Origin of the sequence: Streptomyces sp. AA4, assembly GCF_000158875.1 — a bacterium.
GTDB lineage: Bacteria > Actinomycetota > Actinomycetes > Mycobacteriales > Pseudonocardiaceae > Amycolatopsis.
This window is the reverse complement of sequence record NZ_GG657746.1, coordinates 5737603-5750182: the sequence shown is the minus strand read 5'-3', so window position 1 is coordinate 5750182 and position 12580 is coordinate 5737603. Positions and strand designations below refer to the sequence as shown.

Annotated in this window: 12 protein-coding genes; 7 read left to right on the top strand and 5 right to left on the bottom strand. The window is 69.3% G+C overall.

Annotation, left to right across the window (positions count from 1 at the left end; all coding sequences use genetic code 11):
- Nucleotides 1-71 precede the first annotated feature (71 nt).
- Genes SSMG_RS26280 through SSMG_RS26265 form a run of 4 tightly spaced genes read left to right on the top strand, consistent with a single transcriptional unit; the run spans nucleotide 72 to nucleotide 2948 of the window.
- The gene (locus SSMG_RS26280) at nucleotides 72-479 is read left to right on the top strand and encodes an SgcJ/EcaC family oxidoreductase (protein ID WP_037714921.1); all 408 of its coding nucleotides are present in this window, start codon (nucleotides 72-74) and stop codon (nucleotides 477-479) included.
- Nucleotides 476-829, top strand: coding sequence for a hypothetical protein (locus SSMG_RS26275; protein WP_037714919.1), 354 nt, complete (start codon nucleotides 476-478; stop codon nucleotides 827-829). Before SSMG_RS26280 ends, SSMG_RS26275 begins: the two co-directional genes overlap by 4 nt.
- Nucleotides 830-886: 57 nt before the next feature.
- Entirely contained in the window at nucleotides 887-1705 is an 819-nt protein-coding gene (locus tag SSMG_RS26270) for a siderophore-interacting protein (protein ID WP_037714918.1), read from the top strand.
- Nucleotides 1706-1715: 10 nt separating this feature from the next.
- Complete coding sequence (locus tag SSMG_RS26265) at nucleotides 1716-2948, top strand: serine hydrolase (RefSeq protein WP_009080995.1); 1233 nt, start codon at nucleotides 1716-1718, stop codon at nucleotides 2946-2948.
- Here the strand turns inward: SSMG_RS26265 and SSMG_RS26260 are convergent, their stop codons facing one another.
- From SSMG_RS26260 to SSMG_RS26245, 4 genes are read right to left on the bottom strand one after another with little or no spacing between them, the layout of a single operon-like run.
- Nucleotides 2949-3947 carry a TIGR03842 family LLM class F420-dependent oxidoreductase gene (locus SSMG_RS26260; protein ID WP_009080992.1) on the bottom strand — a complete coding sequence of 333 codons (999 nt, stop codon included), beginning with the start codon at nucleotides 3945-3947 and terminating at the stop codon, nucleotides 2949-2951.
- 10 nt (nucleotides 3948-3957) lie between these two features.
- Complete coding sequence (hydA, locus tag SSMG_RS26255) at nucleotides 3958-5340, bottom strand: dihydropyrimidinase (protein ID WP_037714916.1); 1383 nt, start codon at nucleotides 5338-5340, stop codon at nucleotides 3958-3960.
- Nucleotides 5340-6182: a nitrilase-related carbon-nitrogen hydrolase gene (locus tag SSMG_RS26250; protein ID WP_009080989.1), complete on the bottom strand. Its 843-nt coding sequence runs from the start codon at nucleotides 6180-6182 to the stop codon at nucleotides 5340-5342. The genes hydA and SSMG_RS26250 overlap by 1 nt, the downstream gene beginning before the upstream one ends.
- On the bottom strand, nucleotides 6175-7680 hold the full coding sequence (locus tag SSMG_RS26245; protein WP_009080987.1) for an NCS1 family nucleobase:cation symporter-1: 1506 nt from the start codon (nucleotides 7678-7680) through the stop codon (nucleotides 6175-6177). Before SSMG_RS26245 ends, SSMG_RS26250 begins: the two co-directional genes overlap by 8 nt.
- A 220-nt stretch (nucleotides 7681-7900) precedes the next feature.
- On the opposite strand from SSMG_RS26245, the gene SSMG_RS26240 reads away from it, so the two are divergent.
- From SSMG_RS26240 to SSMG_RS26230, 3 genes are all read left to right on the top strand, one after another.
- Nucleotides 7901-8593 carry a response regulator gene (locus SSMG_RS26240; RefSeq protein WP_009080985.1) on the top strand — a complete coding sequence of 231 codons (693 nt, stop codon included), beginning with the start codon at nucleotides 7901-7903 and terminating at the stop codon, nucleotides 8591-8593.
- The gene (locus SSMG_RS26235; RefSeq protein ID WP_009080983.1) at nucleotides 8590-9660 is read left to right on the top strand and encodes a HAMP domain-containing sensor histidine kinase; all 1071 of its coding nucleotides are present in this window, start codon (nucleotides 8590-8592) and stop codon (nucleotides 9658-9660) included. Before SSMG_RS26240 ends, SSMG_RS26235 begins: the two co-directional genes overlap by 4 nt.
- Before the next feature lie 563 nt (nucleotides 9661-10223).
- Nucleotides 10224-11705, top strand: coding sequence for a DUF4153 domain-containing protein (locus SSMG_RS26230; protein ID WP_009080981.1), 1482 nt, complete (start codon nucleotides 10224-10226; stop codon nucleotides 11703-11705).
- Nucleotides 11706-11710: 5 nt separating this feature from the next.
- Here SSMG_RS26230 and SSMG_RS26225 read toward each other — a convergent pair whose 3' ends face one another.
- Nucleotides 11711-12565 carry a hypothetical protein gene (locus SSMG_RS26225; protein WP_100266886.1) on the bottom strand — a complete coding sequence of 285 codons (855 nt, stop codon included), beginning with the start codon at nucleotides 12563-12565 and terminating at the stop codon, nucleotides 11711-11713.
- Between the last annotated feature and the right edge of the window lie 15 nt (nucleotides 12566-12580).

Genomic DNA, 12580 nt, shown 5'->3' with positions numbered 1-12580 from the left:
CCTTGACGCGAACGGTGTTCGTGAGTACACCTGGGGTTGTACGCGAACGACGTTCGTTAAGGGGAATCAGCATGTCGCAGCGCGAAGAAGTCCTGTCCGTCCTCGCCCGCCTCGCCGACGCCTGGAACAGCGGCGACGCCACCGCTTACGGGAACCTGTTCACCGAAGACGCCGATTACGTGACGTTCTTCGGGCACCGGTCGGCCGGCCGCCAGGCGATCGCGGACTCGCACCGGGAGCTGTTCGAGGGACCGCTGAAAGGCTCGAAGCTGACCGGATTCGGCGACCCGCGGGTGCGGTTCCCGCGGGACGACGTCGCGGTCGTCGTGGCCGGCGGCGGTTCCTCGCTGACCGGCGGCGGCGACCCCGCCGCGGAGGGCCGGGAAAGCACGCTGACCTACGTCCTGGTGCGGGACGACGAGGGCTGGAAGATCACCGCGTTCCAGAACACGCGGGTGTCGAAGCCGTGGGAAGCATGAGGACGATCGTCGAGGTGTCCGGAGTCGTCCCGGCCCCGCCCGCGGAAGTGTTCGCGCGGGTCGAGGAGCGGCTGACCGCGCCGGGCCCGTATCCGATGAAGCTGGAAGTGGACCGCGAACGCCGGTTCCTCGCCGTGCAGGGCGGCTGGTGGTACCGCGCGGAGTACGAGGTCGCCGACGATCCGGCCGGTTCGCTCGTCACCCACCGGATCCGGAACGCGGCGACCGGGCAGTGGTGGGCGGTGCTCGCGGCGAACCGGTTCTTCGTCGGGTTCCGGGAACGGGTCACGGCCGGTTTCCTGGCGACGCTTCCCGAACTCTCCGGCGGCGGCACTGGGCGGAAAGAGTGAAGGCGCGTACCGTGGGAGCCACGACTTAGGTAAACCTTACTGAAACAGGGGTGTTCGATGGCCGAAGGTCCGGCGCGCAAGGGGAGGACCGCGGTGCGGCTGGAGGTGCTGCGCAAGGAGCACCTGACGCCGCACATGATCCGGATCGTGGCCGGCGGCGAGGGGTTGAAGGAGTTCCGCCCGAACGAGTTCACCGACGCGTACGTGAAGGTGATCTTCAAGGTGCCCGGGGTGGAGTATCCGGAGCCGTTCGACCTGAACCGGATCCGCGAGGAACTGCCGCGCGAGCACGCTCCGCGGCTGCGCACGTACACGGTCCGCTCGTACGACGAGGCGGCGGGCGAACTGGTGCTCGATTTCGTGGTGCACGGCGACGAGGGGCTCGCCGGTCCGTGGGCGCAAAGCGCGCAGCCGGGCGACGAGCTGCTGCTGGCCGGTCCGGGCGGGGCGTACGCGCCGCGTGCCGACGCCGGCTGGCATCTGCTGGTGGGCGACGAATCGGCGGTGCCCGCCATCGCCGCCGCGCTCGAAGCGCTGCCGCCGGGGGCGCTGGCGCACGTGTTCCTGCTCGTGGCGGACGAATCCGAGCACCAGCCGCTCGCGACGAAGGCCGACGCGCAGGTCACGTGGCTGCACCGGTCGGCGTCCGACGACCTGGTCGCCGCGGTGAAGGGGCTGCCGTGGCCGGACCGGGACGTGCACGCGTTCGTCCACGGCGAGGCCGGTTTCGTGCGGGAGCTGCGGCGGTACCTGTTCGACGAGCGCGGCGTCGCGCGGGACGCGGTGTCGCTGTCCGGATACTGGCGCGAGGGCAAGAACGACGAGGCCTGGCGCGAGGAAAAGGCAGCGGAGCGGAAAGCGGCCAGTACGGCGTAAGGTCGCCGCCATGGCGACCGAGGTGAAGGTGGAGGCCGATCCGGCCGACGCGGGTTTCGACGGGGCACGGCTGCGGCGGATCGACCGGCAATTCGCCCGGTACGTCGACGACGGCCTGCTGCCGGGCTACCTCGCGGTGGTGAGCAGGCACGGCCGGATCGTGCACGTCGCGTCGCACGGCGCGCGGGACGTCGAGGCCGGCGCCCCGGTCGAGACCGACACGATCTGGCGGATCTTCTCGATGTCGAAACCGGTCACGTCGGTGGCCGCGATGACGTTCGTCGAGGAGGGCCTGATCGACCTCGCCGACCCGATCTCGCGCTGGCTGCCGGAATTCGCCGAGCCGAGGGTGTACGCGAAAGGTTCGGCGCTGGCCCCGGTCACCGAGCCGGCGGCCGAACCGATCCGGCTGTGGCACCTGCTTTCGCACACCGCGGGCCTCACCTACGGCTTCCACCACACGCATCCGGTCGACGCGATCTACCGCGCGGGCGGGTACGAATGGGGAACGCCGTCCGGGCTGGATCTGGCGGAGTGCACGCGGGCGTGGGCGCGATTCCCGCTCGTGTTCCAGCCCGGGGCCGAGTGGAACTACTCGGTGGCGACCGACGTCCTCGGCCGGCTGGTCGAGGTGCTCGCGGGCAAGCCGCTCGACGAGGTGTTCGCCGAGCGGATCTTCGGCCCGCTGGGCATGACCGACACCGGGTTCTGGACCTCGGACACCGACCGGCTGGCGGCGTTGTACGTGCCCGCGCCGAAGACGAAAAAGCTGGTGCGCAACGACGTCTTCGGCGCACTGGGCACGTCCCGCCCGACGTGCCTGTCCGGCGGCGGAGGCCTGGTCTCGACGGCGGCGGACTACCACCGGTTCACGCAAATGCTGCTGCGCCGCGGCGAACTCGACGGCGTGCGAGTGCTGAGCCCGCGCACGGTGGACCTGATGACGGCCAACCACCTGCCGGGCCACGTGGATCTGGAGGCGTACGGCCGCCCGCTGTTCGCGGAGATGCCCTTCGACGGGTACGGCTTCGGTCTGGGCTTCTCGGTCCTGATCGACTCGGTGAAGGCGAAAACCCTTGCCACGCCTGGTGAGTACGCGTGGGGAGGGGCGGCTTCGACAGCGTTCTGGGTGGACCCGGACGAGGATTTGACGGTGGCGTTTTACACGCAGCTGCTGCCGTCGTCGACTTATCCGATCCGGCAGCAGCTGCGGCAGCTGGTTTATCAGGCGATGGTGGACTGATCAGGCGGTCAGCTTAGGAATCACCTGCGCCCCATAAGCCGCCAAGGTCTCCTCCCGCTCGTCGTGCATCAGGTACAGCGCGAACTGGTCCACTCCCAGCTCCGCCAATTCCTCCAGCCTCGCGATGTGCGCCGAGGCCGGGCCGAGGAGGCAGAAGCGGTCGACGATCTCGTCCGGCACGAACGCGGTCGACGGGTTTCCGGCGCGGCCGTGGTGGGAGTAGTCGTAGCCTTCTCGCTCGCGGATGTAGTCGGTCAGCTCGTGCGGCACCGGGCCGGACGAGCCGTAGCGGGCTACCAGATCCGCGACGTGGTTGCCGACCATTCCGCCGAACCAGCGAAGCTGTTCCCGTTGGTGTGCCAGGTCTTCGCCGACGTATGCCGGGGCCGCGACGCAGATCGTGATTCCGCCGGGATCGCGGCCCGCGGCGCGCGCGGCGTCTCGGACCGCGCCGATGGTCCAGCGGGCGATGGCCGGGTCGGCGCATTGCAGGATGAAGCCGTCCGCGTGTTCGCCCACGGTCTGCAGCGCCTTCGGACCGTACCCGGCCATCCACATTTCCAGCCGCCCGCCGCGGATCCACGGGATGCGGACCGCGGTGTCGTTCATCGTGACCTCGCGGCCCTCGGCGAGATCCTTCACCACGCGCATGCATTCCCGCACGGTGGCCAAAGTGGACGGCGGACGGCCGACGACGCGGTGCGCGGAATCGCCGCGGCCGATGCCGCACACCGTGCGGTTGCCGAACATGTCGTTGAGCGTCGCGAAGGTCGACGCCATCACCGACCAGTCCCGCGTGCCCGGGCTGGTCACCATCGGGCCCACGACCAGCGAGGACGTCGCTTCGAGGATCCGCGAGTAGATCACGAACGGTTCCTGCCACAGCACGCACGAGTCGAACGTCCAGCCGTACCGGAACCCGGCGTCCTCGGAGGCCTTCATCATCCGCACGACCTCCGCCGCGGGCGGGTCGGTCTGCAGCACGATCCCGAAATCCATCAGGAAACCCTCAATTCAGATACTGATTGAGTTCGCGGGACAAGAACTTTCCGTGTCCAGGGCTGCCGTGGAATCCGTCCGGCGACACCACGACGCGACCGCGCGACAGGACAGTGTGGACCTTCCCGGTGAGCGAAAACCCTTCGTACGCCGAGTAATCCACGTTCATGTGGTGCGTAGCCGCCGAGAGGGTCTGCGCGGCCGAAGGGTCGTACACCACGATGTCCGCGTCCGAACCCGCCGCGATCACGCCCTTGCGCGGGTACAGGCCGAACATCCGCGCGGGCGTCGCCGAGCACGTCTCGACCCAGCGGCCCAGCGAGATCTCGCCCGCGACGACGCCCTGGTGCAGCAGGTCCATCCGGTGCTCGACGCCCGGCATCCCGTTCGGAATCGCCCGGAAATCGCCGCGGCCCAGTTCTTTCTGGTCCTTGAAACAGAACGGGCAGTGGTCGGTCGAAACCACGGACAGGTCGTTCGTCCGGAGGCCGCGCCACAGGTCCGCCTGGTGCGATTTTTCCCGCAGCGGCGGCGAAGCCACGAACTTGGCACCCTCGAAATCAGGTTTCGCCAGGTCCTCAATGGACAGATAGAGATACTGCGGGCAGGTCTCGGCGAAGACGTTCTGCCCGTTGTCCCGAGCCTCGGCGACCGCGGCGAGCGCCTGCGAAGCCGACAAATGCACGATGTACAGCGGGGATCCGGTCACCTGGGCGAGCCGGATCGCCCGGGAGGTCGCCTCGCCTTCCAGCTCGGGCGGCCGGGTGAGACCGTGCTGCACCGGGTCGGTGTGCCCGGCGGCGACCGCCTGCGCGGCGAGTTCGTCGATCGCGATGCCGTTTTCCGCGTGCATCATGATCGTCGCGCCGATCTCGCGCGCCTGCTGCATGGCGCGCAGGATTTCCCCGTCGGTGGAATAGAAAACCCCGGGGTAGGCCATGAACATCTTGAAACTGCCGACGCCGCCGTCGACGCACGCCCGCATTTCCTTCAGCGTGGAGTCGTTGACGTCCGACACGATCATGTGGAACCCGTAGTCGATCGCGCAGTTGCCGTCCGCTTTGGCGTGCCACTTGTCCAGAGTGGACAACAGCGAGGTGCCCTTGGCCTGCACGGCGAAGTCGATGATCGTCGTCGTGCCGCCCCACGCGGCGGCGATCGTGCCGGTCTCGAAGGAATCGACGGAATGCGTGCCGCCGAACGGCATTTCCATGTGCGTGTGCGCGTCGATTCCGCCGGGAAGCACGTACTTTCCGGTCGCGTCGAGAGTTTCGTCGCCGGTCAGCGTCCCGGGCGCGCCGACCGCCGCGATGGTTTCGCCGTCCACCAGCACGTCGGCGGCGACCGCGCCGGACGGCGAAACTACTTGCCCGCCGGAGATCAGGACACTCATCAGGCCTCCGCGAGCGGGCCGTAGGTGTCCGGGCGGCGGTCGCGGTAGAACTGCCACAGGTCGCGGACCTCGGCGAGCTTGCCCAGGTCGAGATCGCGGACCACGATCTCCTCCTCGGTGTCCGAAGCCGCCTCGCCGACGAGCTGGCCGCGGGGGTCCACAAAGTACGATTGGCCGTAGAAGTCGTTGTCGCCCAGCGGTTCCACGCCGACCCGGTTGATCGTGCCGACGTAGTACTCGTTCGCCACCGCGGCCGCCGGTTGCTCCAGCCGCCACAGATACTCCGACAGTCCGCGGCTCGTCGCCGACGGGTTGAACACGATCTGCGCCCCGGCCAGCCCGAGTGCACGCCAGCCTTCGGGGAAGTGCCGTTCGTAGCAGATGTACACGCCGATCCGGCCGACCGCGGTGTCGAAAACCGGATACCCGAGGTTGCCCGGCTTGAAGTAGAACTTCTCCCAGAAGCCTTTCACCTGCGGAATGTGGTTCTTGCGGTGCATGCCGAGGTATTTCCCGTCGGCGTCGATCACCGCCGCGGTGTTGTAGTAGACGCCCGGCTGTTCCTGTTCGTACATCGGCACCACGAGCACCACGCCGTGCCGTTCGGCGACCTCCTGCATGAGCTTCGTGGTGGGGCCGTCCGGGATCGCCTCGGTGTAGGAATAGAAATCGGCGTCCTGCACCTGGCAGAAATACGGGCCGTAGAACAGTTCCTGCAGGCACACCACCTGCGCGCCCTGCGAAGCCGCCTTGCCGACGGCGTCGACCGCGTTCGCGATCATCGATTCCTTGTCACCCGTCCACCGCTGCTGGATCAAGCCGGCTCGGACCGTGTCAGACACTGGTTTCCTCCTCGTTCCGGTGCGCGTTCAAGGGAAGGCTGAACAGGGTGTAGGCGATCAAGGCGCCGACGAATCCCACTGCCCAGTTGTAGTCGTACAAAGGTTTCAGGAAAGGAATGAGCCCGTCCGCCGGGAACGGCCCGCCGTAGGCGCCGCCGACCGCGAGCACCGCGCCGATCAGGGTCGCGACGAGCGCACGCCAGTGCCAGCCCGCGGTGAACCAGTACTGCCCGCTCTCCAGGTACAGGTCGGCGAGCTTCAGCCGGGTCCGCTTCACGACCCAGTACCCGGCGACGAGCACCCCGGCGACCGCGCCGAGCAGGCCGCCGTAGAAGCCGAGCCAGGCAAAAATGTAGATGTCCGGGTCGGAATAGAGCCGCCACGGCTGGATCAGGATGCCGATCACACCGGTGATCAGGCCGCCGAGCGCGAAGGTGATCCGCTTCGGGAAGGCGTTCGAGAAATCGTAGGACGGGCTGACGACGTTCGCCGCCAGGTTGGCCGAGATCGTCGCCAGCACCAGCGCGATCAGCGCGACGACCACCACGACCGGGCTGGAGAACTTGTCCGCCAGCTGCGCCGGGTCCCAGATGTCCTGCCCGTAGAGCACGTGCCCGCCGGACGTGGTGAGGATGGCGACGATCGCGATGAACGTCATCGTCGTCGGCAGCCCGAGGATCTGGCCGCGCATCTGCTTGCGCTGGCTGCCGCCGAAGCGCGTGAAGTCCGGCATGTTCAGCGACAGCGTCGACCAGAACGCGATCATCGCCATCAGCGACGGCGCGAACACCTTCCAGAACCCCGGTCCCCAGCCGAGCTTCCCGCCGTCGTGCAGGATCGGGCCGAATCCGCCCGCCTTGACCAGCACGTAGCCGAGCAGGATCAGGAACCCGACCGACACCAGCGGCGCGGTCCAGTTCTCGAACTTGCGGACCGCCTCCATGCCGCGCCAGATGATCAGCATCTGCACGAGCCAGAACACCGCGAACGACAGCCACAGCGTCCAGTGCTGCCCGGCGAGCACCGCCGAATCGCGCCAGCCGGATCCGGCCAGGCGTCCGACGATCACGTAGATCGCCTCGCCGCCCACCCAGGTCTGGATGCCGAACCAGCCGCACGCGATGAACGCGCGCAGCAGCGCGGCGAGGTTCGCGCCGCGCAGGCCGTAGAACGCGCGGGCGAACACCGGGAACGGGATGCCGTATTTGGTGCCCGCGTGGCTGTTGAGCAGCATCGGCGCGAGCACGATCAGGTTGCCGATCGTGATGGTGATCAGCGCCTGCAGCCAGTTCATGCCGAGCGCGATGAGCGACGCGGCCAGCGCGTACGAAGGGATGTTGTGCGCCATCCCCATCCAGAGCGCGAAATAGTTGTAGGTCGTCCAGGTCCGTTTCTCGACCGGGACCGGGGCCAGTTCGTCGTTGAAGAACCGGCTGCCCCGCAGCGCCCGCACGTCGCCGAGGTCCACCCGGCTGTGCTCACGTGTCGTCGGCTCCATTGCGGAATCCTGCGCGCCGGGCGGGGGCCGGGGGCAGAGACAGACTGTTCACTGTTCGGCCGCCCTCGGCGCAGTCTGTCGATTGCGCCGGACCGCGCGAAAGTGCATGACGTACGTCACAACACGGCCGACATCCGGGGGCAAAACGGCGGAAACATCTCCACCGGATCTCCACATCTCGCCCGGACGGCCTCCACGGCGATTGCCTAAAGTCGGCGGCATGGACAACGGGGGAAGACGGGTGCTGGTCGTCGAGGACGACCTCACCATCGCCGCGTCGATCGACGCCCGGCTGAGCGCGGAAGGGTTCTCCGTGACGGTCGCGCACGACGGTCCGGCGGCGGTCGAGGCGGAGGCGGCGACCAGTCCCGACCTGGTGGTTCTCGACGTGATGCTGCCCGGTTTCGACGGTCTCGAGGTCTGCCGCCGGATCCAGGCGCGGCGGCCGGTGCCGGTGCTGATGCTCACCGCCCGCGCCGACGAGACCGACCTGCTGGTGGGCCTCGGCGTCGGCGCGGACGACTACCTCACGAAGCCGTTCTCGATGCGCGTGCTGTCCGCGCGGATCCAGGCGCTGCTGCGCCGGGTGGAGCGCTCGTCGGCCGCGGCGGAGGAGCGGATCGTGCTGGGGGACTTGGAGATCGACATCGCGGAACGGCGGGTTCGCCGAGGGGGCGAACCCGCCCAGCTGACGCCGATCGAATTCGATCTCCTGGTGCATTTCGCGCGCCGGCCGCGTGCGGTGCAGCCGCGGGAACGGCTGCTGAGCGAGGTGTGGGACTGGGACGTGCAGGCGACCGGGGCCGGCACCCGGGCGGTGGACAGCCACATCAAGGCTCTCCGGCGGAAACTCGGGGCCGATCTCATCCGGACCGTGCACGGAGTCGGGTACGCGTTGGAGGTTCCGGCGTGAAGCCGTTTTTCGCGAAAGCCGTCGAGGTGCTGCCGAGGCCGCTGGACGGGATCCGCTCGATCAAGCTGAAACTGGCGATCCTGATGGTCGCGTCCGGCGGGATCGCGTTCGCGTTCTTCCGCTACCAGATCGGCTGGCTGCCGCCGCGCACGACGGTGACCGCGGTGGTGATCGCGCTGCTGACGTCGCAGGTCCTGGCGCACGGCATGACGCGGCCGCTGCGCGAGATGACCGCCGCCGCGCGGGCGATGGCGAAAGGCGACTACACGCGCCGGATCCGCGCCACCGCCCGCGACGAGGTCGGCTCGCTGGCCGCGGCGTTCAACCAGATGGCCGCCGACCTGTCCACCGCGGACCGCCAGCGCCGGGAACTGATCGCGAACGTGTCGCACGAGCTGCGGACGCCGATCACCGCGTTGAACGCCGTGCTGGAGAACCTCGTGGACGGCGTCGCCTCGCCGGATCCCGCGACGCTCCGCACGGCTCTGCACCAGACCGAACGCCTGGGGCGGCTGGTCACTGAGCTGCTGGACCTGTCGCAGATCGACGCCGGGACCATGCCGCTGGACCGGTCGCCGGTCGACCTCGAGGACCTGCTGGCCGAGGTCGCCGCGGAGGCGGAAGCGATGGCCGCCGCGGCGGGCCGGGGAGTCCGGTTCGCGGTTTCGGTGACCCCGCCGGGCGCGACGGTGCCCGCCGACCGGGAGCGGATCTACCAGGTGGTGCTGAACCTGCTGGAGAACGCCGCCCGGCACGGCCCGGCCGGGGGAGAGGTGGCGGTGCTGGCGCGGGTCGAGGCCGGGGAAGCGCGGATCGAGGTGCACGACCAGGGGCCGGGTATTCCGGAACCCGACCGGGACCGGGTGTTCGAGCGGTTCACCCGGGGAGAACGCGCCGGAGGCGGCGGGACCGGACTGGGCCTGGCGATCGTGCGGTGGGTGGTGGAACTGCACGGAGGAACCGTCGCGGTGGTCGACCCGGAGCCGGTCGAGGCGCTTCCCGGGGGAGGCCCGGCAGGCGGCGGTGGCGGGCCGGGGTGCCGGATCCGGGTGACGTTGCCTGCTTGAGGCTCGGCTTCGGGCGCGGTCGGCGGTGGTGGGCTCGCAGTCCGGGTGACGTTGCCTGTTTGAGGCTCGGCTTCGGGCGCGGTCGGCGGTGGCGGGTTCGGGCTCGCAGTCCGGGTGGCAGCTGCTTGAGGCTCGGCTTTGGCTGTGGTTGGCGGTGGTGGGCTCGCAGCCCGGGTGACGTTGCCTGCTGGGGGCTGCGTCTCGGGCGTGGTTGACGGTGGTGGATTCCGGCGGGCGGTTCGGGTGCCGGGCGACGGCGCCCGCCTGGCGGCGGGTGTCGGGCATGGCGGTCGTTGATCCGGGTTTCCCGGAGGCGGTCGGTTCTGGAGCCGGGTTCTCGTCGAGGGCGTGCTGCGTGTCTCCGTCAGAGTCCGTGAGGGGAACCCTGACGGACTCTGATTCCGTCAGGGTTCCCCTCACGGACCGCCGAATCGCGCACCGGCCGGGCGGGAACTCCCGCACGCCAGCCGCCTCCGCAGCACCCTCCCGAGCAATTGCGGTCGTCGAGTTTCTCCCGCGGCCCATCACACATTCAGCTGTTTGCTATCGCGAAGAGAGGTTTCATGTCCCAGCAGATCCAGCAGCACCCCGCCCATGCCGTTCCGCCCTGGGTCGTGCGGGTCGTCCGGCAGCCGGGGCCGCGGCCGTTGTTCGAGCGGGCCGAATCCGCGGTGCCTGCCGGGGCGAAACCGGCCGCGCTGGCGGTCGCGGTCGCAGGGGCGGTCGTCGTGCCGGTGGACCGGCCCGGGATCGGCTGGGTGCTGGCTCTGCTGATCGCGACCGCGGTGTTCTTGGCGTGCGCGCGGCGGTTCGGCACGAGAAACGGAACGAGGCGGTGGCGGCAGGCAGCGTGGGCGCTGCTGGCGATCGCGCTGCTCGCGGTCGGAGCCGTGCGGGCGGCGGAATGGCTGTTCGCCTTGTGCGCGCTCGCGGCGGCAGTCGCGGCGTCGCTCGCGGTCGTCGGCAAGCGGACTGTGCACGGCACGACGTACGACGTTCTCGCCGTCCCGCTCGAAGCGTTCCGCGCGGTGCCGTGGCTGTTCCGCCGGGGTCCCCGTTCCGGTCGGCGGCAGGGACGGGTCCTCGGGGCGGTTCTGCTGTCCGGGCTGGTCCTCGTGGTGTTCTTGCCGTTGCTGATCAGCGCGGATCCGCGGTTCGCGCAGTTCGTCGGCGACCTCGTTCCGGAAGTGCGTCCCGTTTCGGTCGTCCAAGGCGCGCTGGTGTTCGCCGTGGGTTTCGCGGCGATGGCGGCCGTCTTCCTGATCGCTTCGGATCCCTTGCCTGAGAAGGAAAACCAGCCAACGACGTTCGGCGAGCGGCTGTCGTGGACGTCCCTGCTCGGCACCTTGTCCGTGCTGTTCACCGCGTACGTCGGCGTGCAGGCGACCGCTCTGTTCGGCGGCACGGGCTACGTCCTCCGCACCGACGGCCTCACCTCGGCGGACTACGCGCGCGGCGGTTTCTGGCAACTCTGCGCCTGCACCGTGCTGACCCTCGGCATCGTCGCCGCGGCACTGCGCTGGGCACCGAAAACCACCCGCGCCGACCGGACGGTGTTGCGGGTGCTGCTCGGCGCGCTCACCGTGCTGAGCCTGGTCGTCGTGCTGTCCGCGTTGAGTCGCATGTGGACATACCAGCAGGCCTACGGATTCACCGTGCTGCGCCTGCTGGTGGAGGTGTGCGAGATCTGGCTGGGCGTGGTGTTCGTCCTGATCGGAGCGACGCTCGGCACGCTCCGTGCGGGCTGGCTGCCGCGGGCGGCGATCGCGACCGCCGCGCTGGCACTGCTGGGATTGGCCGCGGTGAACCCGGAAGCGGCGATCACGACCGCCAACCTGGACCGGGCGGCGGAAGGCAAGCCGCTCGACATCCGCTACTTGAGCCGGTTCTCCGCCGATGTGGCCCCAGTCGTAGCGGAACGCCGTCCCGACGCGGCTTGCCTGTTGCGTCCGCTCGCCGGTTCCCTGCCCGACGACCCGTGGCCTGCCTGGAATTTGAGCCGTTCGCGGGCCAGGGAGATCGTCCAGGCGAAGCCGTGCGCGTGACGGGTTCAGTTCCGGGGCACGGTCAGCCGCCAGTCGGCCGAGGGCTCTTCGACCTCCGGGAGGTACGAGGCGGGCGTGACGGCGCAGCGGTGGCGGACCAGGTCGCGGCGCTCCGCCGGAGTCAGCTCCGCGGTGCTGAACGGGCTCTCGTGGTCGATGTCCGCGTTCGCGTCGACGTGGAACCGGTAGGCGTCCGCGGTCAGGTAGTCGCGGCGGAAGTCGGTCTTCCATTGCGAATTGTGGCCCCAGCCGAGCGATCCGTCGCTGGTCGGCCGATGGCGGCGGAGGAACGATTCCTGGAGCGTCGACCGGTCCGCGAGCCCGGCTTTCGCGTGGCGTTCCCCGGCCCGCACGCGCACGCCCGCGCGGACGAACAGCAGTTCGCCGAACATCAAGCACGGCCACTGCTCGGCGACGATCTCGATCGGCTCTTCCGGATCGCCGCTCTGCTCGACGGCCGCGATCTCGTGGAAGAACGGATCGAACCGCGCGACCTCGACGCGCCGCATGCCGAGTGCGGAGAAAAAGCGGACGTACTCGTCGGCCGTGACGCGCACGTCGTGCTCCGGCAGGTGCAGGTGGTGCGCGAACGGCGTTTCGGCACCGTCCGGGAGACCGGACTGGAAGCCCAGCAACAGGAGGTCGCTGATCCGGCTGAGCGCATACGCTTGCTCGAGCAGATCGCCCCAGACGTATTCCGTGCGCTGCCATTGTCCGCAGACTGCCAGCGGGGCCAGCATTTCGCGCATTCCGACGGCGTGCTCGTCGAGCCACGGGGACAGCACGTCGGAGAACAACGCCGAGCCGGGGTAGCCGTGCACCGCGTAGTACAGCTCGCGCAGGGTCGTCGGGGTGAGCACGACGACGCAGCCTAG